Source organism: Stenotrophomonas sp. LMG 10879 (genome assembly GCF_002750935.1).
Taxonomy (GTDB): domain Bacteria; phylum Pseudomonadota; class Gammaproteobacteria; order Xanthomonadales; family Xanthomonadaceae; genus Stenotrophomonas; species Stenotrophomonas lactitubi_B.
In genome coordinates, this window is the sequence record NZ_PEJT01000007.1 from 146,924 (window position 1) to 168,698 (window position 21,775).

General features: G+C 66.6%; 21 protein-coding genes and 1 riboswitch. Of the genes, 7 read left to right on the top strand and 14 right to left on the bottom strand.

From position 1 onward, the window contains the following. Positions 1 to 161 precede the first annotated feature (161 nt). Positions 162 to 572: a hypothetical protein gene (locus CR919_RS12755; RefSeq protein WP_133119613.1), complete on the top strand. Its 411-nt coding sequence runs from the start codon at positions 162 to 164 to the stop codon at positions 570 to 572. A gap of 72 nt (positions 573 to 644) precedes the next feature. Here the strand turns inward: CR919_RS12755 and thiL are convergent, their stop codons facing one another. From thiL to CR919_RS12780, 5 genes are all read right to left on the bottom strand, one after another. After that, on the bottom strand, positions 645 to 1,607 hold the full coding sequence (gene thiL / locus CR919_RS12760) for a thiamine-phosphate kinase (protein ID WP_099820320.1): 963 nt from the start codon (positions 1,605 to 1,607) through the stop codon (positions 645 to 647). Positions 1,608 to 1,733: 126 nt separating this feature from the next. Further along, positions 1,734 to 2,213 (bottom strand): transcription antitermination factor NusB, encoded by a 480-nt coding sequence (nusB, locus tag CR919_RS12765; protein WP_049469504.1) that lies wholly within the window; start codon positions 2,211 to 2,213, stop codon positions 1,734 to 1,736. Then, entirely contained in the window at positions 2,210 to 2,677 is a 468-nt protein-coding gene (gene ribH / locus CR919_RS12770) for a 6,7-dimethyl-8-ribityllumazine synthase (protein ID WP_025876639.1), read from the bottom strand. Before ribH ends, nusB begins: the two co-directional genes overlap by 4 nt. 221 nt (positions 2,678 to 2,898) lie before the next feature. After that, a complete protein-coding gene (gene ribB, locus CR919_RS12775) occupies positions 2,899 to 3,999 on the bottom strand; it encodes a 3,4-dihydroxy-2-butanone-4-phosphate synthase (RefSeq protein WP_099820321.1) in 1,101 nt (366 codons plus the stop codon). After that, positions 3,996 to 4,622: a riboflavin synthase gene (locus tag CR919_RS12780; RefSeq protein ID WP_099820322.1), complete on the bottom strand. Its 627-nt coding sequence runs from the start codon at positions 4,620 to 4,622 to the stop codon at positions 3,996 to 3,998. Before CR919_RS12780 ends, ribB begins: the two co-directional genes overlap by 4 nt. Positions 4,623 to 4,699: 77 nt before the next feature. After that, positions 4,700 to 4,846: riboswitch (FMN riboswitch) on the bottom strand. Positions 4,847 to 5,141: 295 nt separating this feature from the next. On the opposite strand from CR919_RS12780, the gene CR919_RS12785 reads away from it, so the two are divergent. The 3 genes from CR919_RS12785 (at position 5,142) to CR919_RS12795 (ending at position 7,418) form a co-directional block, all read left to right on the top strand. Further along, positions 5,142 to 5,765 (top strand): outer membrane beta-barrel protein, encoded by a 624-nt coding sequence (locus tag CR919_RS12785; RefSeq protein ID WP_099820323.1) that lies wholly within the window; start codon positions 5,142 to 5,144, stop codon positions 5,763 to 5,765. A gap of 149 nt (positions 5,766 to 5,914) precedes the next feature. Beyond that, positions 5,915 to 6,796 carry a hypothetical protein gene (locus tag CR919_RS12790; RefSeq protein ID WP_099820324.1) on the top strand — a complete coding sequence of 294 codons (882 nt, stop codon included), beginning with the start codon at positions 5,915 to 5,917 and terminating at the stop codon, positions 6,794 to 6,796. Position 6,797: 1 nt separating this feature from the next. After that, entirely contained in the window at positions 6,798 to 7,418 is a 621-nt protein-coding gene (locus tag CR919_RS12795; RefSeq protein WP_099820325.1) for a hypothetical protein, read from the top strand. A 63-nt stretch (positions 7,419 to 7,481) separates the two neighbouring features. Here CR919_RS12795 and ribD read toward each other — a convergent pair whose 3' ends face one another. From ribD to CR919_RS12830, 7 genes are all read right to left on the bottom strand, one after another. After that, complete coding sequence (ribD, locus tag CR919_RS12800) at positions 7,482 to 8,567, bottom strand: bifunctional diaminohydroxyphosphoribosylaminopyrimidine deaminase/5-amino-6-(5-phosphoribosylamino)uracil reductase RibD (protein WP_099820326.1); 1,086 nt, start codon at positions 8,565 to 8,567, stop codon at positions 7,482 to 7,484. A gap of 151 nt (positions 8,568 to 8,718) precedes the next feature. Next, entirely contained in the window at positions 8,719 to 9,240 is a 522-nt protein-coding gene (nrdR, locus tag CR919_RS12805) for a transcriptional regulator NrdR (RefSeq protein ID WP_025876654.1), read from the bottom strand. A gap of 94 nt (positions 9,241 to 9,334) precedes the next feature. Then, positions 9,335 to 9,769 (bottom strand): hypothetical protein, encoded by a 435-nt coding sequence (locus tag CR919_RS12810; RefSeq protein WP_099820327.1) that lies wholly within the window; start codon positions 9,767 to 9,769, stop codon positions 9,335 to 9,337. 86 nt (positions 9,770 to 9,855) lie between these two features. Next, positions 9,856 to 10,293 carry a hypothetical protein gene (locus CR919_RS12815; RefSeq protein ID WP_099820328.1) on the bottom strand — a complete coding sequence of 146 codons (438 nt, stop codon included), beginning with the start codon at positions 10,291 to 10,293 and terminating at the stop codon, positions 9,856 to 9,858. A 30-nt stretch (positions 10,294 to 10,323) separates the two neighbouring features. Then, entirely contained in the window at positions 10,324 to 10,752 is a 429-nt protein-coding gene (locus CR919_RS12820; protein WP_099820329.1) for a hypothetical protein, read from the bottom strand. Between the two features lie 123 nt (positions 10,753 to 10,875). After that, positions 10,876 to 12,129 carry a serine hydroxymethyltransferase gene (gene glyA / locus CR919_RS12825; protein ID WP_099820330.1) on the bottom strand — a complete coding sequence of 418 codons (1,254 nt, stop codon included), beginning with the start codon at positions 12,127 to 12,129 and terminating at the stop codon, positions 10,876 to 10,878. Positions 12,130 to 12,314: 185 nt separating this feature from the next. Continuing rightward, on the bottom strand, positions 12,315 to 12,791 hold the full coding sequence (locus tag CR919_RS12830) for an RcnB family protein (protein ID WP_099820331.1): 477 nt from the start codon (positions 12,789 to 12,791) through the stop codon (positions 12,315 to 12,317). A 256-nt stretch (positions 12,792 to 13,047) separates the two neighbouring features. Here CR919_RS12830 and ettA point away from each other — a divergent pair, with 256 nt between their 5' ends. The 3 genes from ettA (at position 13,048) to CR919_RS12845 (ending at position 17,025) form a co-directional block, all read left to right on the top strand. Continuing rightward, positions 13,048 to 14,712 (top strand): energy-dependent translational throttle protein EttA, encoded by a 1,665-nt coding sequence (gene ettA, locus CR919_RS12835; RefSeq protein WP_025876664.1) that lies wholly within the window; start codon positions 13,048 to 13,050, stop codon positions 14,710 to 14,712. 243 nt (positions 14,713 to 14,955) lie between these two features. After that, positions 14,956 to 15,645 (top strand): outer membrane beta-barrel protein, encoded by a 690-nt coding sequence (locus CR919_RS12840; RefSeq protein ID WP_165787271.1) that lies wholly within the window; start codon positions 14,956 to 14,958, stop codon positions 15,643 to 15,645. A gap of 63 nt (positions 15,646 to 15,708) precedes the next feature. Next, positions 15,709 to 17,025: an NCS2 family permease gene (locus CR919_RS12845; protein ID WP_099820333.1), complete on the top strand. Its 1,317-nt coding sequence runs from the start codon at positions 15,709 to 15,711 to the stop codon at positions 17,023 to 17,025. A 51-nt stretch (positions 17,026 to 17,076) separates the two neighbouring features. On the opposite strand, the gene bcsZ is transcribed toward CR919_RS12845, so the two are convergent. Continuing rightward, complete coding sequence (bcsZ, locus tag CR919_RS12850) at positions 17,077 to 18,213, bottom strand: cellulose synthase complex periplasmic endoglucanase BcsZ (RefSeq protein WP_099820334.1); 1,137 nt, start codon at positions 18,211 to 18,213, stop codon at positions 17,077 to 17,079. Beyond that, a complete protein-coding gene (gene bcsC, locus CR919_RS12855) occupies positions 18,197 to 21,769 on the bottom strand; it encodes a cellulose synthase complex outer membrane protein BcsC (RefSeq protein WP_243380139.1) in 3,573 nt (1,190 codons plus the stop codon). The genes bcsZ and bcsC overlap by 17 nt, the downstream gene beginning before the upstream one ends. Between the last annotated feature and the right edge of the window lie 6 nt (positions 21,770 to 21,775).

A 21,775-nucleotide genomic window follows, 5' to 3' on the forward strand; every position in this document is an offset into this window, starting at 1 on the left:
CAGCAACAGCGTCGTACTGCCGGCGCTACCGGTAGCTGTGACCGCAGCCTGCATCGGCATGTGCGGGCCGGGGATCACTCCAGGCAGCATCGGCGGCACTGCATTGCTGCAAGCAGGTTCCGCAGCAGTGGCACTGCTGCCCTTTCGTGGAGAATATCGACATGAGCCGAACCAGGTTTCCGAATGTGATCGCCGCACTTGGCGATGATGCCGCACGCCTGCCGCATGACCTGGCGCCGAAGCTGGAAGATGCTCTCAGCGCCGTTCGCGCGAACCAGCCACGCGATGTGGCGGCCCTGCCGAGCGGACTGCGCTGCACCTGCGAAGCAGAGATCAGCAACGAACCGTCGTGGTTGGAACGGCCGCTACCGCAAAGCCGATGCACGGCACTGGCGCGTGCGGATCGTGCAGCCTCGGGGCTGACCACGTTGCTGGAAATCCTGCATGCCGCAGAACGCGCGCGGATGACCGCCGACAGCGACGCGCAGATCGGCGACGGCCTGCACCGAGGGCTGCTGCAGGCCTGCTGTGAGCTGGCGGTGTATGTGGATGTGCAGCTGCGGGCGGCGTAGTGCATTTACGCTGGGCCGTTCCGGGCACCATCCACGCATGGCGTGGATCTACTCCTTGGTGCCCGGCGCCTGTCAGGCGAAGTGCTCGTAACCACTCGGGCCGTCGTGGCCTTCGGTATGCACGCCCTGCCCTTCCATGATGCGGCCGATGCGGGTGATCGGCAGATCCAGCGATTCGGCAACGAAGTGCAGCGCGTCGCGCTGGTCGGCGGCGGCGGTGAAGCACAGTTCGTAATCGTCGCCGCCGTGCAGCGCGCACTCACGTGCAGCATCGCGGCCCAGCAGTTCGCGCAGCGCCGCTGACATCGGCAACGCATCGGCATCGACTTCGGCGCGCACGCCGCTGCGTGCCGCGATGTGGCCAAGGTCGGCCAGCAACCCATCGGAGATATCCACGGCGGCATGCGCGAATGCACGCAGGCGCAGGCCGAGGGTGACGCGCGGGGTGGGACGCAGCAGGCGCAGGCGCAGGGTTTCGTAGTCGGCCAGCAGCGTGGCGGCGGTCACGTTCAATGCGCCCTGCTGCCACAGGCGCAGCGCACCGGCAGCGTCGCCGAGGGTGCCGCTGACCCAGATGTCATCGCCAATCTGTGCGCGATCACGACGCAGTGCCTGGCCGCGTGACACCTGCCCCATCGCGGTGACCGACAGCGACAGCGGGCCACGCGTGGTGTCGCCACCAATCAGGGCGATGTCGTGCTGGTCGGCCAGTGCGAAGAAACCATCGGCGAACGCCTCGATCCAGTCTTCGCTGGCCTCGGGCAGTGACAGCGCCAGCGTGCACCACGCCGGGCGCGCGCCCATCGCAGCGAGGTCGGACAGGTTGACGGCCAGCGTCTTCCAGCCGATGTCGAATGCCGGGGTTTCGGCCGGGAAATGCACGCCGCTGTTGAGCGTGTCGGCGGTGACCACCAGCTGTTCATTCGGGCGCGGCTGCAGCAGTGCGGCGTCGTCACCGATGCCGAGCACGATGTCGTCGCGCTCGACGGTGCGGGCGCGGATGCGGTCGATGAGGGTGAATTCGGCCAGGGACATGGGGGCGTTCTGCTTTCTTGTAGAGCCGAGCGATGCTCGGCTGCAGTTGGATCACGCGCCGCACTGCCGGACGCAACCGTGCGCTGCACGGTGAGCCGAGCATGGCTCGGCTCTACAGGAATCGGGTCAGTGACCCGATTCGACCTTGCGCCATTCCACGGCGGCACGATCCAGCACGCCGTTGACGTAGGTGTGGCCATGTTCGGAACCGAAGCGCTTGGCCGATTCGATGGCTTCGTTGATGACCACGCGGTACGGCACGTCCAGGCGGTAACGCAGTTCGTAACCGGCCAGGCGCAGCACGGCGCGTTCGATCGCGTCCACTTCGTCGATGCTGCGGTCCAGGTACGGGCCGAAGGCTTCGTCGATGTCGCGACGGTTGTCGAGCACGCCATGCACCAGCGCTTCGAAGTACGCCAGGTCAGCGATTTCGCGGGCCTGCTCGTGGGCGAACTGGGCGATCAGCGACTGGCCGTTGCCGCCGGAGATCTGCCAGGCGTAGATGGCCTGCACGGCACGACGGCGCGCGCGCGAGCGCAGCACCGGATCGATGCCATCGCGGCGGACGGGTTTACCGGAGGGCTTGCCCTGGGTGTTCTTGTTCATGGCAGCTGCTCCAGAAGGTTGACCATTTCCAATGCGGCGAGTGCGACTTCCTCGCCCTTGTTGCCGTGGCTGCCGCCTGCGCGGGCCTCGGCGTCTTCCACGCGTTCCACCGCCAGCACGCCGTTCAGCACCGGCACGCCGAAGTCCAGCTGCACGCGCATCAGGCCTTCGGCACAGCGGTCGGCCACGTGTTCGTAGTGGCGCGTGTCGCCGCGGATCACGCAGCCCAGGGTGAGGATGGCGGCGTGTTCGTGGGCGGCGGCCAGGCGCGCGGCCACCAGCGGCAGTTCCCAGGCACCCGGCACGCGGATCACGTCGATGTTGGCTTCGGCAATGCCGTTGCCGGCCAGGCTCTGGCGGGCGCCAGCGACCAGCACGTCGGTGATGCGGGCATTCCAGCGGCTGGCCAGGATGGCGAAGCGCGCCGATTCGGGAGTGCGAAGATCGCCTTCGTAGTGGCTCATATGCGGCTTGGGATTCGATTAAGGGGTAATTCTACCGTGGATGGGCCACGGCCGTGGTTGGCGGGGGCCTGGGCGCGTGCCGACCAACGGTCGGCACCCACCGGTGGCACGGGGTCGGCACCCACCGGTGGCACGGGGTCGGCACCCACCGGTGGCACGGGGTCGGCACGCACCAGAGGGCAGATGGTGGGTGCCGACCGTTGGTCGGCACGCCAAGGGGTTTACGGGGTGACCGTCTCCACCACTTCCAGGCCGTACCCGGCCAGGCCGATCTGGCGGCGCGGGGTACCCAGCACGCGCAGCTTGCCCAGGCCCAGGTCGGACAGGATCTGCGCGCCGGCACCGTTGCGGCGCCACTGGCTCACGTCCTTGTCCTTGCCCGGCACCACCGGCGCCGGCTGCTGGCGCAGGCGGGCCAGCAGGCCTTCGCCGTCGCGCGGGGCCTGCAGCACCACCATCACGCCGGCGCCTTCGGCATCGATCGCGCGCAGTGCATCGGTCGCGGCCACGCCGAAGTCGTCGCGACGCCAGTGCAGCAGGTCGGCCAACGGATTTTCCACCTGCACGCGCACCAGGGTCGGGGTGTCAGCATCCGGGGTGCCACGGACCAGGGCGAAATGCAGGTCGTGGGCGATGCGGTCGCGGTAGGTGACCAGCTTGAACGGGCCGAATTCGGTCTCGATCTCGCGCTCATCGACGCGCTCGACCGTCTTTTCGGTGGCCAGGCGGTAGGCGATCAGATCGGCGATCGAGCCCATCTTCAGACCGTGCTCGCGGGCGAACACTTCCAGTTCCGGGCGGCGCGCCATGCTGCCGTCGGGGTTGAGGATCTCCACCAGCACGCCGGCCGGTTCCAGCCCGGCCAGCATGGCCAGGTCGACGCCGGCTTCGGTGTGGCCGGCGCGGGTCAGCACGCCACCGGGCTGGGCGATCAGCGGGAAGATGTGGCCCGGCTGGTGCAGGTCGGCCGGCTTGGCGTTGGGCTTCACCGCGGTGCGGATGGTGTGGGCGCGGTCATGGGCGGAAATGCCGGTGGTCACGCCTTCAGCCGCTTCGATGCTGACGGTGAAGTTGGTCTGGAACTGCGCGGTATTGGCCTGCACCATCGGCGCCAGGCCGAGATCGGCGGCGCGGGTGCGGGTCAGCGGCAGGCACACCAGGCCACGGCCATGGGTAACCATGAAGTTGATGTCGCTGGCCTTGACCAGCTCAGCGGCCATGATCAGGTCGCCTTCGTTCTCGCGGTCTTCGTCATCGACGATGACGACCATGCGGCCGAGGCGGATGTCTTCCAGGATGTCGGGAATCGGAGCGAAGTTCATGCGGCATCTCCCTGTGGGTGCTGACCGTTGGTCGGCACACTGATCAGGCGCTCCACATAACGCGCGACCAGGTCGATTTCAAGATTGATCGCGCTGCCCACGCCGGTGGCGGAGAACGCGGTGTTGGCCACGGTGTGCGGGATCAGCGCGACTTCAAAACCTTCGTCATCCACTTCGTTGACGGTGAGGCTGACGCCGTCCACGCAGATCGAGCCCTTCTTGGCGATGTAGCGGCGCAGCGCGGCCGGCGCGGCGAAACGCCAGCGCTGGGCACGGGCATCTTCGTGGATGGACAGCACCTGGCCGAGGCCGTCGACGTGGCCGCTGACCAGATGGCCGCCAAGGCGGTCGGTCGGGCGCATGGCACGTTCGAGGTTGATGACGGCGCCTTCGGCCAGCTGGCCCAGCGTGGTCAGGCCCAGGGTCTCGGTGGACGCATCGGCCTGGAAGCTGCTGGCGTCGAACGCGATGACAGTGAGGCAGACGCCGTTGATGGCGATGCTCTCGCCCATCTGCACGTTGTCGAACGGCAGATTCCCGACAGTGAAAGTAAAGCGGACATCGCCGCCGATGGATTCGCGAGCGGCCAGACGGCCGACGCCTTCGATGATTCCAGTAAACAAGTAACGTTCTCCGCGAAAAGTGAGCGAAAAACGCCGCAAGGCAAACAGGCGGGCGCAGGGCCGCGAAGGCCCTGTGGCACCGTCTTCTTTCATCCGGACTATGACCGTCGGCTCCGGCATTGGACCGGATCTGCTGACCCCCGGCGGTAAGGCCGGGGCGCTCGCGGGCTCGTGCTTGCGCACCTACCGCCGGTGGGGAATTGCACCCCGCCCTGAAGACGTTTGTGTACCGGCGAACCGGCCCGCCCAGTGTAACAGCCCGGGCTGAACGGGGTCGGATGCCCAGGGGTCGGATCCCTTTCTGCAGGAAAGGGCGCTGACCCCGGTTCGCTACAGGGGCCATAGGGTCAGAGCCGTTTCCCGTGGGGAAACGGATCCGACCCCGTCGCACCCCAGCTGTGACGGCCGTCGCTCGCATTTCGTAAAACTTTCATTAAAATCGGCGGTCGGACGACATGAGGTCGCCACGGACTGCCGCATAGGTGGACCGCCAATGGACTGAAATTCACAGGAATTCCCATGCGCAAGATCCTGATCGTGGCCGCCCTGCTGGCCGCTGCCCCGTTCTCAGCCTCGGCCGATGCCCTGAGCTACACCTACGTCGAAGGCGGCTGGACCCAGGTCAAGACCGACGACGACGTGTTCAACGATCCGAAGGTCGATGGTGGCTACGTGCGCGGTTCGATCGCGCTGGCCGAGCAGGTGCACGTGTTCGGCGGCTGGAACTACGGCAGCAAGTCGTACGACTACGACTACGGCTCGATGAAGCTGAAGTTGAACCAGCCGGAGCTGGGCATTGGTTACCACATGCCCTTCAGCGACCGCGTCGACTACACCGCCGACATCGCCTGGGTCCGCCAGCAGGCGGAGATCACCGTGAAGGACGTGGACTACGGCCGCTTCACCGTGAAAGACCACACCAACCTGGTGCGTGCCACCATGGGCCTGCGTGGCAAGCCTTCGCGCATGACCGAAGCCTGGATCAAGGCCGGTTACATGGACGGCGGCAACGAGTTCAAGGGCACCTGGGTCGGCACCCTCGGTGGCCAGATCAACTTCACCCGTACCTGGGGCCTGGTCGGTGAGATCTCCGGCTATCGCGACGTCACCCAGTACTCGGCCGGCGTGCGCGCCAGCTTCTGATTGCCCGATCCTCGTCGTGTGATCGAACGGGTCCCGCAAGGGGCCCGTTTTTTGTTGGCCGCCGCGCGCAATATGCTTGGCTGTCGCGCACCATCGAATGCCATGGCAAGTGCGCTAGGCTTGCCGCCCTCTGGAACAGGAACACCGTCATGAAGACCCCGATCCGCGGCCTGCTGGCCACCGCGCTGCTGTGCGCCCCGTTGTTCGCTTCGGCCGCACCGGCGCAGCTGACGCCGGAACAGACCTTCGATCTGTACGCACGCGCATTGCTGGAAGACGATGCCGCTGCCGCGCGCACGCTCAACGACGCGCTGAAGCCGGCCTTCGACGGCCAGGACTCGGTAACGCCGGTGCCGGGCATGATGGCCCAGGCCCTGGCCGAACCGTGGCAGACGGTGTTGGCCGTGGCCGGCGTGAAGGGCGATCCCGCAGCGGCCGAAGCGATGTACGCCAAGGCGCTGAAGGCCTCGCAGTGCCGTGCCACGCGCAGCACGGTGGAAGACAACGAGTACGTGGACGACCAGAAGATCGCCAGGGTCGATTTCAGCTGCCAGCTAGCCGACCTGGGCAATGTGCAGCCGTTGTTCCTCGCCAGCCTGACGGGTGAGGACAAGGCTCCGCGCGCGCGCTTCACCGATGCCTATACCAAGGCCGTGCAGAGCGGCCCGCGCAAGGCCGTGACCGGCACCCTCACCCTGTACACCGCGAAGGACAAGGGCTACTGGTACAGCAGCAACTTCGACGATCTGGTGGGCCCGGTGCTGGGCGCGCTGGCGCCGTTCGAAGAATGGCTGCAGGACGTTGAAGCGGCCAAGGCACCGAAGGTGACCGGCGTGCCGGCCTGCGATCTGCTGTTGCAGCAACACCGCAGCTGCGTGGCAAAGATCGCGCCGGACCAGATCAGCGGTGTTGATGCGATGGCCGAAGAGCTGAAGGCGAAGACGCAGGTGATGTCGGCCGAGGAGATGACGCAGGAGTGCAAGTCGCTGCGTCCGATGGCCGAGATGATGTGGACCGACGAGTGCGCCTGAGGTGGTTCTGCTGAAACAGCTGGGGCTGGCTGCGCTGCTGCTGGCCCCTGGTACTGCACTGGCGTCGGCACCTGCGCTGACGCCCGTGCAGGCATTCGACCTGTATGCACAGGTGATCGTGCACGGCGATGCAGCGGCACAGGCAACGCTGGCCCGCTATCTCGATACGGACAACGGGGCTGACTTCGCCGCGGCATTGGCGGGCGCAAGCCATCTGGACGAGGCGCCCGAACTGGCTGATTGGCCGAAGGCCGCGGCGGCGCTACGCAAGCGGCAAGCCTCGGTGCATTGCGCCACCGACAGCGTGCGCCATGCGCAGACCGACAGCGCCGACGTCGACTATCGCTGCCACCTGCCCGACCTGTCGGCACTGCTGCCCGTGTATCGACAGCATCCCGTGCCGTTCAATGGACCGCACCCGCCGCAGATGGCGAGGGAGCTGGCGACGGCATATACGCAGATGATCGCCGTGGCACCGGACCGGGAAAGGATCATCACGGTGTCGTTCCACCGCGACCCTGACGGTGGTGCCTGGCGCGTGCAGAACCCAACCCCGCTGATGAGCGGACTGGCGGATGCGTTCCTGCCGTTCTTCGAGTGGAACGAGCACCTGCCGAACTGAAAAAGGGACGGAGGGGATTGAGTCGTTTGTGGCATAAACGACTTAATCCCCTCCGTCCCTTTTTCAGGGGCGCAGCAGCAACCGCAGATCCTCACCCACCTGGCGCTGATCGACCACGCGCAGGCGGCGCTGCTGGTCCATCGTGTCGATGCCAAGACCTGCCAGCAGCGGGCGGCCGCTGTCGCCGAGCAGGGTCGGTGCCTGGTACAGCAGCAGTTCGTCCACCCAGCCGCCGCGCAGCAGTGCACCGGCCAGCGTCGCGCCAGCTTCGGTATGCACTTCGTTGATGCCGCGTTCGGCGAGGAGTGCCAGTACCGCGCCCAGATCAAGGCGGCCGTGGCGGACAGCGACGCTGGCGAATGCCGCGTCGGCTGCGTCGGGCGGGCTGATCATCGCATCGTGCAGGTACAGCGTCGGTGCTCCACCTTCGCGCACGCGGCTGCATTCCAGCGAACGCAGGCGCGAATCCAGCACCACGCGCAACGGTGGCATCACTTCGGTGTCAGCCAGGCGCACGGTCAGCATCGGGTCGTCGGCGATCACGGTGTCGGCACCGGTCAGGATCGCACCGGCACGAGCGCGCCAGTGCTGCACATCCTCGCGCGCGGCGGGGCCGGTGATCCACTTCGAGCTGCCGTCGGCCATCGCGGTACGGCCATCCAGGCTGGCTGCGAGCTTCACCCGCAGCCACGGACGACCGCGCTCCACGCGCGACAGGAAGCCCTTGTTGAGTTCTCGCGCCTGCTCGGCCATCAGGCCCTCGGCGACCTCGATGCCAGCTTCGCGCAGCAGATCGAAACCACCGCCATCCACTTTCGGGAACGGGTCGCGCATCGCGGCCACAACACGCGACACGCCGGCGTCGATCAGCGCCAACGCGCACGGCGGCGTGCGGCCGTAATGCGCGCAGGGTTCCAGGGTGACGTAGGCGGTGGCACCACGCGCTTCGGCGCCGGCCTCGCGCAGGGCGAACACTTCGGCATGCGGGCCACCGGCACGCTGGTGCCAGCCCTGCCCGACCACGCGCTCGCCATGGGCGATCACGCAGCCGACCATCGGATTGGGGCGGGTGGTATAGGCGGCACGCTCGGCCAGACGCAGTGCGTTGGCCATGTGCAGGTGGTCGAGGACGGAGAACGATGTGCTCATGCCTCCATGGTAGCGCCGTTGGTATGGATCCACGCCATGCGTGGATGGCGGCACGACGCCAACCAAGGTTGGCAGAGTCCAGTAGATCCACGCCATGCGTGGATGACGGCGCAGCGCCAACCAAGGTTGGCATCTACCAGGGCAACGGGCGTCAGCCCTTCTTCTTCTTGGTCAGGGCGATCACATCACCCAGCAGCTGCAATTGTTCGGTGCTCGACGGCAAGTCGCGTTCGAGCTTCTCGATCTCCTCGCGGAAATCGGCCACGTCCTCGAAGCTGCGGTACACCGAGGCGAAACGCACATAACCAACATGGTCGAGCTTGCGCAGTTCATTCATGACGAACTCGCCGACCTTGATCGAGGGCACTTCGCGTTCGCCGCTGATACGCAGCTGATGCACCACCGCGCGTACCGCCGCTTCGATCTTCTCTTCCGGTACCGCGCGCTTCTGCAGCGCGCGGTCGAAGCCGGCGCGCACCTTGCGGGCATCGAAGGCTTCGCGGGTGCCATCGCTCTTGACGATGGCCGGCAGCTTCAGTTCGACGGTTTCCAGGGTACTGAAGCGTTCGTTGCACGCCTCGCACTCACGCCGACGACGAATCGTCGCGCCGTCTTCGGAGACGCGCGAGTCGATGACCCGTGTATCGGCATGCTGGCAGAAGGGGCAATGCATTGAACGCCTGGCTCAGGGAAATACCTGCTGCCACGGTCGTGGCAGCGTCGCAACGGTACCTGAGAAGGGGCCAGGCAGCAAATTCCGTTTTTCTTCACTCGCGCCCGCTGGCCTTCGACAGCCATCGGAAGTGGCAGGCGAGGCTGATCCAGGGAGCCCCCCAACCGATTGCCAATATCAGCAGTATCGGATGCACTCCAAGACTTGAAACTGTTATCACCAACGCGGACACAGCCTGAGCAGCTGACACTAGAAACAGCGTCTCCAGCACTGGCGCGGCGGGCTTCAATCCATCCGGTCCGCGCATCTGCCACGTGTTTACGAGCTGATAAACAGGTGGGATCGCCGTCACGGACAGCACACCCCACATCGCAAGCAATCCAAGAACTGCGCTGTTGTCACCGCCCTGCGCCCATACCCCTAGCAGCAGCAGCAGCGAACCCAACAGGCCGGCCAACGCGCAGGGAATGGAAAAAAGAAGGCTGTGGAGAAGCAGGTAGAAGCCGTGTCGGCGGCGCCAGGATTGCATCGGGGGCTCCTTTCAGTAGCTCTGAAGACCCTAGTCCTGACGCCTGCAGCACACCATGCAATTTCTCTGAAACTTCCAACCGCCAGTCACACAGCGTCGGTCGCACCCCGCCGCAGCCACACCAGATGCGCAGCCGGTACCAGCAACGGCACGCCCAGTACCAGATACCCCAGCACCTGCCAGGGGCTGCCGGCAAACAAGCTGAAGAGCACCACACCGACCACGGCCAGTGCCGCGATGGCGCCGAGCACCAGCCCGATCCATGGCAGCGCCGGTGAGCGCCACAGGCCTTCGCGCCCCTGCCGCAGATAGCGGATGCTGAGCCACAGCCATGCCAGCAACCCGGCAACACCCGCACTCGCCCACAGGAACAGCACGGCACCTTCGTCGCCGCGCATCAGCCCATGGCTGATCAGGAAGGTGTAGATGCCGAACCCGGCGACGCCACCACCGGCCACCAGCGCAGGCAACCCCAGCAGCAGGCATTGGGCGATATACAGGCGTTTGTGCAGACGCTCATCCATGCGTTCGAATCTCCTTGCAGATCGCTCGCTTCACGCGCGCGGTCGCAGCCACAAGAGCATGCCGGCCGGAACCAGCAGCGAAGGCCCCGTCAGCAGCAGACCCAATCCCTCAACACCGTGTGTGATTCCCAGCCACAGCCCCATGCCCAACAGCGGCAGCGCCGCGAGCATGCCGAGCAGCAGCGCGCCCCACTGCACCCGGCTGCGGGTGCGCAGCGCGCTGCGTCCTCCAAACAGGTATCCGCAACTGAGATCGAGCCAGGCGAGGCAACCGGCGAGGCCGGCCAATCCCCACACCAGCATCAACGCCTGGCCGGGCAATTCGACGGTGCCGTCTGCAAGTGAAAGCACGCTTCCCGCCATGCCGATCACCGCCATCGCCCCGCCGAACAGCACGCTGGGTGCGCCCAACGGCACCGCCAGCGCTGCATAGAGATACTTGAGGCGGCGCTCGTCCATGCGCGTTACTCCGGTACTGGGGTCAGAGCCCTTCCCTGCGGGAAGGGATCCGACCCCTGCTTCGATCCGGGCTTCGGGGTCAGATCCCTTTCCGTCAGGAAAGGGCTCTGACCCCTGCGGCGATCAGCCGTAGACCGGGTACTTGCGGCACTGCGCGCTGACCGCATCGCGCACGCGGGCAATGACGGCTTCGTCGGCCGGCGCGTCGAGCACGTCGGCGATCCAGTTGGCCAGGTCCACGCAGTCCTGTTCCACGTAACCACGGGTGGTCACCGCCGGGGTGCCCAGGCGCAGGCCCGAGGTCACGAACGGCGAACGCGGGTCGTTCGGCACCGAGTTCTTGTTGACGGTGATGTGGGCCTTGCCCAGCGCGGCTTCCGCGTCCTTGCCGGACACGTCCTTGCCGATCATGTCGACCAGCATCAGGTGGTTCTGGGTGCCACCGGAGACGATCTTGTAGCCGCGCGCGATCAGCGTGTTGGCCATCGCCTGGGCGTTCTTCACCACCTGCTGCTGGTAGGCCTTGAAGCCCGGCTCCAGCGCTTCCTTGAAGGCCACCGCCTTGCCGGCGATGACGTGCATCAGCGGACCGCCCTGGATGCCCGGGAACACGATCGACTGCAGCTTCTTGACCAGGTCCTCGTCGGCGCCCTTGGCGACGATGATGCCGCCGCGTGGGCCGCGCAGGGTCTTGTGGGTGGTCGAGGTGACCACGTGGGCATGTTCCAGCGGGCTCGGGTAGACACCAGCGGCAACCAGGCCGGCGACGTGCGCCATGTCGACGAACAGGTAGGCACCGACCTTGTCGGCGATGGCGCGGAAGCGCGCCCAGTCGATCACCTGCGAGTAGGCCGAGAAGCCGGCCACGACCATCTTCGGCTTGTGCTCCAGGGCCAGGCGCTCGACTTCGTCGTAATCGATCAGGCCCTGGTCGTTGACGCCGTACTGCACGGCGTTGAACAGCTTGCCCGAGGCGTTGACCTTGGCGCCGTGGGTGAGGTGGCCGCCGTGGGCCAGGCTCATGCCGAGGATGGTGTCGCCCGGCTGCAGCAGCGCGAAGTACACCGCCTGGTTGGCCTGCGAACCGCTGTGCGGCTGCACGTTGGCATAGTCCGCGTCGAACAGCTGCTTGAGGCGGTCGATCGCCAGCTGCTCGGCGATGTCCACGTATTCGCAGCCACCGTAGTAGCGCTTGCCCGGGTAGCCTTCGGCGTACTTGTTGGTCAGCTGGCTGCCCTGGGCTTCCATCACCGCCGGGCTGGTGTAGTTCTCGCTGGCGATCAGCTCGACGTGGTCTTCCTGGCGCTGGGTCTCAGCGGCGATGGCCTTGGCCAGTTCGGGATCGTAGGTTTCGATGCGGACGTCACGCGGGAACATCGGGTACTCCAGCAGGCGGGGAAAGGGGTACGACTCAGCCCTAGATTGTAGCCCCGCCCCGGCCTGCTGGGGCCGAAACGACCGGGGCCGGATTCGACGAACGAATCCGGCCCCGTATGGTTTCGAATGGGCGTTGTGGGGTCAGAGCCCTTTCCTGCGGAAAGGGATCCGACCCCGGCGCTGCATCAACGGTTGTTGATGATGTAGTCGGCGATGATGCCGGTTGCCACGGCGACCAGCAGCATGTTGCCGCGGTCATCGCGGATCCAGTGGTGGCCGTACGGCGGGCGGCGCAGCTGGTAGCGCGGGTAGTCGTTCACCACGTAGATCGGGCCGCGGTAGTAGTCGCGGTAGCGGTGGCCGCGCTGCCAGCCATAGCCATAGCCGGGCCGGTAGCCCGGGCTGTAGACCACGCGCGGCGGCGGCGGTGCCGGACGGTAGTAGCCATGGTCGTAGCGGCGATCGTGACGGTAATCGCGGCGCGCTTCGCGACGGTCGCGTTCCCAGTCGCGGCGGTCGTGACGCCATTCCCGGCGATCCTCGCGCCACTCACGGCGGTCATGGTCGCGGCCACGGTGGTCGTTGTCGGCGAAAGCCGGGGCGATGGCACCCAGCGCCAGTACGGAGGCCACGGCGCCGGCCATGAGTCGATGGAGTTGCATGGGAGACCTCTGCTGGGTGGGTGGGTGGTGATCCCATCTTGCGCATGCGATCTGAACGGTTTCCGGCTGGAAACGCTTCCCGCTGCGGGACTGTGACCGGGTATTCAGGCCGCGGCCAGCCCCGGGCGCTGCGGCCAGCGCGGGCCGGAACCGGTTCCGGCTATAATTGGGGGTATTCCATTCAGTCTGTGCCCGCTGCCGCAACGGGAAGTTCCCCGTGACGGACCGGGCGCAGGGTCGCGCCTACGGAGACCTCATGTCCTCGCAATACATCTACACCATGAACCGCGTGTCCAAGGTGGTCCCGCCCAAGCGGCAGATCATCAAGGACATCTCGCTGTCCTTCTTCCCGGGCGCGAAGATCGGCCTGCTGGGCCTGAACGGCGCCGGCAAGTCCACCGTGCTGAAGATCATGGCCGGCGTGGACACCGATTTCGAGGGCGAAGCCCGCCCGCAGGCCGGCATCAAGGTCGGCTACCTGGCCCAGGAACCGGAGCTGGACCCGACCAAGACCGTGCGTGAAGCGGTTGAGGAAGGCGTCGGCGAAGTGCTGCAGGCACAGGCTGCGCTGGACGCGGTCTACGCGGCCTATGCCGAAGAAGGCGCCGATTTCGACGCGCTGGCCAAGGAACAGGAGCGCCTGGAGGCGATCCTCGCTGCCGGCGACGCGCACACCCTGGAAAACCAGCTGGACGTGGCCGCCGATGCGCTGCGCCTGCCGCCGTGGGATGCCATCGTCGGCAAGCTGTCCGGTGGTGAAAAGCGCCGCGTGGCACTGTGCCGCCTGCTGCTGCAGAAGCCGGACATGCTGCTGCTCGACGAACCGACCAACCACCTCGACGCCGAGTCGGTGGAATGGCTGGAACAGTTCCTGGCGCGCTACACCGGCACCGTCGTGGCGGTCACCCATGATCGCTACTTCCTGGACAACGCCGCCGAGTGGATCCTGGAACTGGACCGCGGCCGCGGCATTCCGTGGAAGGGCAACTACACCGACTGGCTGACCCAGAAGGATGAGCGCCTGAAGCAGGAAGACAACCAGGAAAAGGCTCGCCAGAAGGCTATCCAGAAGGAACTGGAGTGGTCGCGCCAGAACGCCAAGGGCGGCCGCACCAAGGGCAAGGCCCGTCTGGCCCGCCTGGAAGAGCTGCAGTCGGTCGATTACCAGAAGCGCAACGAGACCAATGAAATCTTCATCCCGCCGGGCGAGCGCCTGGGCCAGGCGGTGATGGAATTCAAGAACGTCTCCAAGAAGTTCGGCGACCGCCTGCTGTTCGACAACCTGAACTTCCTGGTGCCCTCGGGCGCCATCGTCGGCATCATCGGCCCCAACGGTGCCGGTAAGTCGACCCTGTTCAAGATGATCACCGGCCAGGAAAAGCCGGATACCGGCGAGATCGTGGTCGGCCCGACCGTGCAGCTGTCCTATGTCGACCAGAGCCGTGATGCGCTGGAAGGCAACCACAGCGTGTTCCAGGAAATCGCGGGCGGCCTGGACATCCTCAACATCAACGGCATCGAGATCCAGTCGCGCGCCTACATCGGCCGCTTCAACTTCAAGGGCCAGGACCAGCAGAAGATGGTCGGTTCGCTGTCCGGTGGTGAGCGTGGCCGCCTGCACATGGCCAAGACCCTGCTGCAGGGTGGCAACGTGCTGCTGCTCGATGAACCGTCCAACGATCTGGACATCGAAACCCTGCGTGCGCTGGAAGATGCGCTGCTGGAGTTCCCGGGCAACACCTTCGTCATTTCGCATGACCGCTGGTTCCTGGATCGCATCGCGACCCACATCCTGGCGTTCGAAGGCGATTCGCACGTGGAGTTCTTCCAGGGCAACTACCGCGAGTACGAAGAAGACAAGCGCCGCCGCATGGGCGACGACGCTGCGCCGAAGCGCCTGCGCTTCAAGGCGCTGAAGTAAGGAACGACGAAAGGCCGCGCTCGCGCGGCCTTTCGCCTTTCAGGGGCCGCAATCGATTTTTGTTGACGCTTTTGACCCTTTCGCGCCGCGCTCCAGCGCCACTCGGCTGAAGGCTGCAGGTGTAAAGCAGCGTTAATTACTTGTCGCATACGGCAAGCTCCGCACTTTGCAACTCGTTGTATGTTCCTGGCCCAACGCTTCGGTTTTCCTACGCACCCGATTCATCCCCCACGTAGGAAACACATGAAAGCACTGATCTCGACCACGGCGGCACTGCTGCTGTCCGGCACCGCCGCTGCCGCGCCGGCGAACTGGGAAGGCATCCATCTGGGGGCACATGCCACCCATGGCGAAGGCCACAGCCAGGACCGCAGCAATGCCAATGCCACTGAAAAGAGCATCCGCGGCTTTGCAGGCGGGCTGCAGGTCGGCCGCAACTGGCAGTTCGACAACAACGTCGTTGCCGGGATCGAAGGCACCCTGTCCTTCGGCAACATCAACCAGGAGTGGAAGGACCGCGACAACCATCAGTACAGCCCTTACTACGGCAAGGATGCGGTGACCCGTTCGGGCGCGATCAACCTGACGCTGGGTTACGCCGCAGGCCAGTGGCTGCCGTACGTCAGCGCCGGCGTGACCGTGGCCCGCCAGGAGTTTTCGCTGGGCTGCGACAAGTCCCTGGTGGAGGCCACCAATGGGTGTCGCGTCGCCGAATTTGAAACCCGCGCGTCCCATGTTTCCACCGGCGGCAACGTCGGCGCAGGTGTGCTTTACCGCTTCAACGACCAGCTCTCGGCGGGTGCCGAGTACCGCTACACCCACCTGGGCTCCAGCCCGGTTTACCTGGAAGATCCCAACTACCCGGCTGCGGCGCGACGCAGCTTCCATACCAACTACAGCAGCGTTACGCTGAAGTTGAACTACCACTTCTAACCGCCTGGCGACGCATCCGCAGGCCCTCTGGGCGGCAGGGCGCGCAGGTACGAGAGATCTGCGATGTCCCTGTTCGAACGCCTGTTCCAGCTGCAGCAGCACGGCACCACCGTGCGCACCGAGCTGCTGGCCGGTGTCACCACCTTCCTGACGATGTCCTACATCGTCTTCGTCAATCCCGAGATTCTCGGCACCACCGGCATGGATGCAGGTGCGGTGTTCGTGGCCACCTGCCTGGCCGCAGCGCTGGGCTCGGTGGTGATGGCACTGGCGGCCAACTTCCCGGTGGGCATGGCCCCGGGCATGGGCTTGAATGCGTTCTTCGCCTTCACCGTGGTCGGTGCTGCCGGCCTGCCCTGGCAGCAGGCGTTGGCGGCGGTGTTCATTTCGGGCCTGGTGTTCCTGGTGCTGTCGCTGACCGGCGTGCGCGCGTGGCTGGTGTCGGGCATTCCGGCGTCATTGCGGTCGGCGATCGTAGCCGGCATCGGCCTGTTCCTGGCGATCATCGCGCTGCAGAAGTCCGGCGTGATCATCGGCAACGAGGACACGCTGGTCGCGCTGGGCCCGCTCAATTCCGCGCCGCCGCTGCTGGCACTGGGCGGCTTCCTGCTGATCGCGATCCTGGAAGCGCGGCGCGTGCGCGGCGCGATCCTGATCGGCATCCTGGCGGTGACCGCGGCCGGCTGGGCACTGGGCGATCTGCAGTACCACGGGCTGGTGTCGTTGCCGCCGAGCCTGGCACCGACCTTCCTGCAGCTGGACCTGCCCGGCCTGCTGCACCACAACGGTGGCGCACCGATTGCGGTGCTGCTGCAGGTGGTGCTGGTGTTCGTGCTGGTGGAAGTGTTCGATGCCACCGGCACGCTGTATGGCGTGGTCGGCCGTGCCGGCCTGTTGAAGCTGCCGGGTGCACAGAAGCGGTTCGGCCGTGCGCTGCTGGCCGACAGCACGGCGATTGTCGCCGGCTCGCTGCTGGGCACCAGCAGCACCACCGCCTTCGCCGAGAGCGCCTCTGGCGTGCAGGTGGGTGGCCGTACCGGATTGACCGCGCTGGTGGTGGCCGCATTGTTCCTGGCCGCACTGCTGTTCTCGCCGCTGGCGGCGATGGTGCCCGGCTATGCCACCGCGCCGGCGCTGCTGTTCGTGGCTGGCTTGATGCTGCGCGAACTGGTGGAAGTGGACTGGAGCGACCTGACCGAGTCGGTGCCGGCGGCGTTGTGCGCGCTGGCGATGCCGTTCACCTATTCCATCGCCAACGGCCTGGCCTTCGGCTTCATTGCCTATGCCGCGCTGAAGGCCGGCACCGGCCGCTGGCGCGAGGTGCATCCGGCGGTGTGGCTGGTGGCGGTGCTGTTTGTGCTGCGTTACGCGTTGGAGTGAGGCGCAGCGGGGTCAGAGCCCTTTCCCGTGGAAAGGGATCTGACCCCATGGTCACCGCCAGCGCGGTTGCAGGCGTCCATCGGCGGCGAAACGCCAGCGGCCTTCCGCCCAGCCGCGACCGAACAGGGTGAGCATCTGCGAGTAGTACGCGGGCGCATCGGCACGCTGCTGTTCGGCACTGGGCAGGCTCTGCAGCAGTGCCGCCGCGCGGGCTTTTTCGCCCTGTGCCAGCAGGTAGGGCAGCAGTGCGGCACGGAACCCATAATTGCCCTCGCCCTGCCCTTTGCCGGTACGCGTGTCGACTTTCTCCCACATCGGTGCGCCATTGCGCAGGCGCTGCAGTGGGCCTGACAGGGCAGCCAGCTGGCGACGGAACAAGGGGTCACGCGGCGCGGTCATGCCAGCCCACGTGTAGCAGCGGATGGCGTCGTAGCCGCCTACAGCGCCCTTCACCGGATCAACGACGAAGGTGCCGTCCTTCCAGGCGGCCCAGTCCGGCGCGAAGCCGTGCGGACTGGTCTGCTGCAGCACGGTGACCGTGTTGTCGGCCAGGGCCTGCCAGGGACCACCGCGGTCAACCGCTGCAAAGCGCCTCAACAGCGGCAACGGCAGGTAACTGGGATTGACCCGTGTGGCGCCGTCCTCGATGAATCCCTGCGGCCCCGGCAGCAGCATCGGCCCCAGCGTGGGCAACTGCACGATCTCGCGTGCACGCACCTGTGCCAGCATGCCTTCGGCGATGGCCTGCAACGCGGGGCGTCGCCACAGGCGCGCGGCTTCCAGCAGTGCGTAGGCCAGCCACAGATCCGAATCGGATGCGGAATTTTCGTCCAGCAGGCCCCAGCCGTCTTTGTCCTTGCGGCCCCACAACCAGCCGGGCAGGCGCACGGACATGTCGCCACCGGCGAGATTGTCCTGCGTCCAGGCCAGGAGGCGGTCGAACAGCGCAGGATCGTTGTCGACCAGCGCAAAGAACAGTGCGTAGGACTGACCTTCCGATGTGCTGCGCTGATCGTCCTGGCTGCGGTCGATCATGCGCCCATCGCGGCTCAGGCTGCTGTCCTGCAGAACCTGCCAGGCCGGCCAGCGGGTTGCGGCGAGCGCACGGCCGCCGACGCTGCCCAGCAACGGCAGCAGGACGGCGGCCTGCAGCAGGCGGCGGCGTTGCGGGTCAGCGGAATTCGCCATACGGCACCAGCGGAGAGACGGGCAACGGCAGATTGCCCTGCCACGGTTTGAAGGAATAGCGCAGGTAGAGCTGGAACGTGTTCGGCGAGAAATCGCGGCTGCGCTGCAGGGTGCCGGCCGCACCCAGCACGACGTGATCCCCCAGGCGCCGCTCCACTGCGGCATACAGGCGATAGCCGGTACCGGTGCTGCTGCCGTCGGTGGTGTACAGGCCATCCGGGTCCAGCCGCAGTGGACCGTACTGCGATTCCAGCTGTGCGATCACGCGCTGGATCAGGGCCTCGTCGGGGAAGCGGCTGATCGAGCGGGTGCGTGCATTGGAAACGCTGACCGAACCATCCACGCGCACCGACCAGTCATCGTTGCGCCAGGCGAAGCCCACCGGCAGGCTCAACGAAGCGTAGCGCTGCGGACTGTAGTAGCCGCCCTGCCCCAGCGAATAGCCGCCGAGGTCCTTCTGGTAGCGCCAGTACATCGCGCTGGTGCCCACATCCAGGCGCATGTCCGGGCGTTGGATCAGCTTGTGGTACCAGCCAACCATCGCCCGCGCACGGGTGTTGTCCACCACGTTGTGCCCGGTCAGCTGGTGCCAGCTCCAGTTCGACCACACGCCGTTGCGCCCGCCTTCGTCATAGCCGAGGCTGAAGGTCACGCCATTGGCGGTGACACCGCCCCAGGCAATGCCGCTGCGTGGATCGATCGCGCCGGCCTGCGACAGCAGTGAATTGGTCATCGGCCGCCGCGATACGGTCGCTCCCCAGCCCAGCCGGCCGAGGTCACCATTGAGGGTGACGCCGCCCAGCCAGTTGCCCACCACGTAGTTGGACGGGGAATGGCCGATATCGAAATTCCAGCGATCATCCAGGGTGCGCCAGCCCACGGCAAAGCCGGCTCCCGAATTGCGCCGCTGGTGTACGTCGCGGGTGCAGCCCGGGGCCTGCAGGCGCGTACCGTCGGCCTGCAGCAGGCCCAGGTCGCAGCTGCCGAAATCATCGCTGTAGGCGCCATCGGCATCGGCCTGGAAACTGCCTGCGTCGAAATGCACCTGTTCGATACGCGCCCAACCCAGGCCGCCAGCGAACGGTGCGTCAAGATGGGCGATGCGGGTGTCGCGCGTTAGTTGCGAGATGCCGGGTGTGCCGTCGCTGCGGCGGCCGGAATCCTGCATCACCGTCAGCGTCGGGTTCTCCTGCTGGTACAGGGTGTCCACGTCGCTGCGCAGGCTGCGCCGCAACCAGTCGTCACTGGCGGTTTCGCGGCTGGCCAGGGTCAACGCGCGGTTGTCGCGCGGCTGCGCCTGCGAGGGCGCGATCAGGCCGTTGTCGGCCATCGCCCGTGCGTACATGTCCAGCGCCTGCTGCGGATCCTCGCGGCGCACAAGCCGCGCCGCATCGCGCCAGGACTGCGCGTCCGCTCCGCTCTGGCGGGCAAGCAGCGCGCGCAGGATCTGCAGCGCCTTGGCGTCTTCATGCAGGTCGGTCCAGATGTTCGCCAACTGGCGTTGCTGGCCGATCGCATCATCGGCCACCACGGGCGGCGCGTCGTGCATCTGCCGGCGGGCGCTGGCCAGATCGCCGGTGCCGATCCAGGCCTGCACCTGGCCCAACTGCGCATCGAGGTTGTCTGGCTGCACCGCCAGCACCTGCTGGTAGTAGTGCAGTGCCTGTACGTGGTCGCCACGCAGGCGCGCCCATTCGGCCAGGATCAGCTGGTTGTCCGCGCTGGGGGGCTGTTGCTGCAGCAGGGCGATGGCTTCTGCTTCCCGGCCCTGTGCGCGCAGCTCCCACAGATGATCGATCAGCTGCTGTCGCTGCAGGCGTGCTGACAATGCGCGCATGTCATCGTCCCACTGCGCACGCGGCACGCCATCGAGCACGGCCAGCGCCTGCGGCAGGCGGTCGGAGCCTGACAGGTACAGCGCCTGCGCGTAACGCGCTTCCATGCCGGCATTGCGCGCAGCCATATCGGCAATCACGGCATCCGCTTCAATCTGCTGGCCGGCTGCCCGCAGTTCATTGCCCAGCGCATACGCCAGCCAGGCATCGCCGGGCAGCTCGCCGCGCAGCTCTCGCCCCAGCGCGATGGCGGCATTGGCATCGCCGGTGGCGAGCGCCTGCTCGCGACGCTCGCGCAGGCGATTGATCTGCAGCTGGCGCAGGTCTTCGGCGTACAGCTTGCGCTGCGCTGCAGGCAAGGCGTTGATGAAGGCTTCCAGGCGCTGTGGATCGGTGCGGCCATACAGCTGCACAAGCTTGCGGATCACATTGGCATCGCGTGGGGCGATCCGCCGCGCGGCCTGCAGCTGTCGCTCGGCGGACGCATCGTCGCCACGCGCCACCGCTACATCGACCAGGCCGAGGAGGGCGTTGACCTCGCGTGGCTGTTGCCGGCGAGCCTGCGAATAGAACGCCTCGGCCTCATCAAGCCTGCCCTCGGCCAGTGCGGTGTCGGCCTGGTCCAGCAGCAGCCAATAGCGGGTGCTGGTGATCAGGTCGCGCCATCTGTCGCTGGTATCACCGGCGGGCGTGGCCTGCACGGCACGCTGGAAGTACGCGATGGCCTGCTCGCGGCGCCCTTGTCGCATCAATGCCAGGCCCAGCCCACCGAGGAATTCCGCTTCGCGCGGATAGCCGCGCAGCGCCTGCAGGTACGCGCGTTCGGCATCGGCATTGCGACCGGCATCAAGCTGTTGCTGGGCACGCAGGCCGGCGCGCCAGGCCGGGTCGCTCACCCGTTTGTGCTGTTCGGCATAGCGCTCGCGCACCAGCGCGATATCGCTGAAGGTGGGATTGCGGGTGATGAATTCCTGCAGGCGGCGCACGTTGCGCTCGTCGGCGGGCTGGTCCTGCAGGTAGCCCCACTCGGCGTCCGCGGCCAGCGCGCGCGCTTCCGGATTGCGCCCCATGCGCTGCAGCGCGGCCAGCGCATCGCTGTCACGACCGGCCGCGAACAACAGTTGCGACAGGGTCTGCAACAGGGTGGTGTTGCCGGGATAGGTGCGATCCAGCGCCGTCAGTGCGCGGATCGCTGCATCGCGGCCGCTGGCCTGCGTGCCCCGCAGGCGCCAGTACTCCAGGCCCAGTTGCAGCCCCGGTGGATCGTCGTTGAACAGGCGGCGGTAGATCGCCAGCGCTTCTTCGCTGCGGCCACCGGCGGCGAACAGGCGCGCCTGCTGCAGTTCCTGCTGCAGGTCGCCCCGGTAGGCACGCCACAGGCGCTCGCCGGCGGCCAGTTCGCGGGTGCCAACGCCGAGCTGGCGCAGCCGTTGCAGGGTCGCATCGGCGTCCTCCATTTTCTGCTGCGACAGCTGCACTTCCAGGATCGCCAGCAGGGTGCTGCGATCGTCCGGCGCCAGCATGCGCAACCGCGCCAGGGCATCTTCGATCAACCCCTGGCGGCCGCTGGCCTCACCGATGCGCACCTGCTGCAGCAGCCATTGCCGCTGCTCGGCAACCGTGCCGCCGGGCGTATCCGGCAGCGCCTGCGCCGCGCACGGGCCGGCCAGCCCGATCAGGACCAGGCCGGAGGCGGCGACCAGCGAAGACGGCGTGCGCACCATCAA